This window comes from Sphingomonas sp. 66-10 (assembly GCF_001897045.1).
Taxonomy (GTDB): domain Bacteria; phylum Pseudomonadota; class Alphaproteobacteria; order Sphingomonadales; family Sphingomonadaceae; genus Sphingomonas; species Sphingomonas lycopersici.
In genome coordinates this window covers 1-2,888 of sequence record NZ_MKRR01000090.1, presented here as the reverse complement: position 1 = coordinate 2,888, position 2,888 = coordinate 1, and the positions used below count along the sequence as shown (strand labels likewise).

Genomic DNA, 2,888 nt, shown 5'->3' with positions numbered 1-2,888 from the left:
CGAGGGCGTCTTCCCCATGGCAGCTTGGACCCATTTTTTATCGAGACTGGCCACGATATCCGGGTGAAGCTTCGACGTGCGCTGCACCGCTTTGGCGAAAGACTGCGGCGTGCCGAGATCGACTTCGTAGGCAATCCATAAGCGGAAAACCTCTGGATTGCCCTCATATTGCGCGGTGCCCGATTGAAGCGCCACCAGCGCTGCCTGAGGTCGTCGCAAATCGCTGAGAATGGCGCCCTTCAACCCGTCGATCATGCCCGCCGCAGACGAAGGATGAGGAACCTTGTCGGCGGCCGCGGATAGCAGGGACAGCGCCTCGAGCCGGGACGCCTCATCGGCCTTGCCCATTAGCGACAGGGCCTTTTCGATATCGGCTTTGATCTGCGCCCAGGAGGCAGCATCGATCCCATTCGGCGTCGCATCGGCCCGCGGTGCCTTGTCCAGATAGAATTCGATGCCAAGTTCGTCCTTGACCTGGTCGGAAACCGTATAGATCGCAGCTGCTTCGGTTGCCGGCACTGTATTTGCCGTTCCGGTTTCCAGATGGTAGACCATCGACAGGCCATCGGGCAATTTGGTGGAGCGACGCGAAAAGCGGATCGGGCCACCTTTCGCCTCGACATCCTCCAGGGGCGTCAGAACCCGATCCTTGACATGTACCTCGATGGTCTGCCCGTTCACGACATGCCCAGCGATGCTGAGCGGCTGGATGCGCGGATTGACCTGCCGATCCGGAAGGACATCCTGCAATAAATATGCGCGCGTTATGAGCTTGGCCGGAATCTTGGCGTCGACAAATGCCTTCCGCGACATCGCGTAATTCTCGATCATCGTCAGGCGGTTGCCATTGCGGTCGTCATTGAGTTCCAGCGACTTGCTCTCAACGATTCCAGGGAAGCGCTGGCGATAGAATTTCAGATTTGACTCGGAAATGCTTTGCGCGGACTTCGTCGACCAAATCGCACGGATATTGTCGGCGCGTGCATCGGTGAAACGCGTTTCAACGTGAAGCGTCAAGGGAGTATTCGCCGTCTCGTCGACGGTAAATTGCTCGAGCACGTCCGCGCGACCAGCGTGCTCGTCAAATCCCTCGATATGCTCAAGCGCCGCCTGCCCCGTGCGGATCGGCAGCGCATAGCCGAGGTCCGCCGGTACCGTCGTCAGCCCTTGCCCACCGCGATGCGTACCGGTCGGGTCGAGCCAGGTCACCTTGCCGTCCACCACCGCGCGGACGATTACGTGATCGAACAGGAGTGGCGATGGCAGGCGGTCAGGCAGACGATCGCCCGCGCCGGTCGACACGAGCGCCGGCACCGCATCGATCCCGAGATGGCGCAGTGCCAGTGCGAGCAGCAGGCTCTTGTCCTTGCAATCGCCATATCCGCGGGCGAGCACCGTTGCCGGCCGGCGTGGTACATAGGATCCTTCGCCCAGCTCCTCGCCGACGTAGCGGATATTGTCCTGGATGTAGCGTGTGACAGCGCTCAAGCGATCGGCAGGTGCCGGCGATGCCTTGCCAATGGCATCAAGCCGCGTGACAAAATCTTTCGGTAGCGTCTCGTCGCCCTGATAGAGCCCTGCTGCCCAGGTCCCTAGTTCAGCCCAGGTTCGCATCGTCGACACATCGAGGCGGCCCCATTGGAAGGCGCTGGCGGGAACGTTATTCTCAGACTGCACCGGCGCAGGGTCCTGCGCCATCCACTCCCATTCACCGCCGCCATCAGTCTTGCGAGCCGTGAAGAAAATGTCGCTGTTGATCGCCTTATATTGTGGGTCCAACCCCGCGGGCCAGATCACGCGCAGTGTGCGCAGCGCCAAGGGCTCGGAAAATCGTTGCGTGAAATGGTAGAATGCGTGGCCGGGCCAAAGGCTCGTTCGCGTATGGGTCGTCATCGCATATTCAACGATATCGCCGACCCGCACGTCGCGCAGGTTGGCGATTGCCTTTAGCGTCCCGCTCACGATGCCGCTGTCCAACTCGCCCTCGCGCTCAACGACGCGAAACTTCGTCTCGCGCGTGAGATCGATGACTTTGCCATTGCGGATCAGCCGCACAAAATTGATGCTTACGCTCTCGAAACTCGGATCATAGGTCACCGAAATCTGGCCTGCGGACTCGAGTCCGCTGCGATTGGTTATCTTGCTCGAAAAGCGGAACCACGCGTCGTGCCCATCGGTACGCAGTCGATACTGACCGTCCACCAAAAGATTGGCGATGCCGTTTTCGGCGCGTTCTATCCGCGCAGGCGTCGCTTCCGGGAGGTTCCGCTCCTTCACCCAGCCCGGTTGCGCTTCTATCTCGATTGTCGGCGCTTCCGCGGCTGCTTGCGCCTCCTTTGTGGGCACGCCGCTGGTCTCACTGGCGTGGCCGGGAGTCGGCAATAGAGCGGCTATAAAGATAAAAAGCGCATGTGGGGAATGCCGCCCGGTATAAATGCTCACGTTGCTGATTGCCCCACTCGATTTTGATTCAGATGGATATGCGATGCGCCAGGTGGTGGCAAACACTATGCGCGCGCGCAATAGTCCACCTCGCCTCTCCTGCGCGAAGGCCGCACTTTCCACGATCAGCGGTATGGTGATTGCCAGGCGAAAAGTCGCGGCCGCCATCGCCGGTCTCGCCCCGCAAATGTCGAACATGATCGAACACTTTACAGGCAGTGCAACCGGATCGAGCGCATGCTATTCATTCAAGGTCTGCCAACACTGGATGCGGGGTAGCAATCAGTGGTGCACACCCAAGGTGCTTTGGCCCGGCGGACGTATGACCAATGCAGCCGTGGCACAATGGATCGCAACGCCCTGACGCTTTGGCGTGGGTCGCGCCCCGCTTCCCGAAATAGCGTCGTTTACAAGACAGCCGCACATTCGGGGTCTGCGGATAATCG

1 protein-coding gene is annotated in these 2,888 nt (G+C 60.1%); it reads right to left on the bottom strand.

The features are described 5' to 3' along the window. Positions 1-2,610, bottom strand: a 2,610-nt coding sequence (locus BGN95_RS07270) for a DUF3857 domain-containing transglutaminase family protein (protein WP_286772117.1), incomplete at its 3' end; no start/stop codon positions are given. Positions 2,611-2,888: the final 278 nt, after the last annotated feature.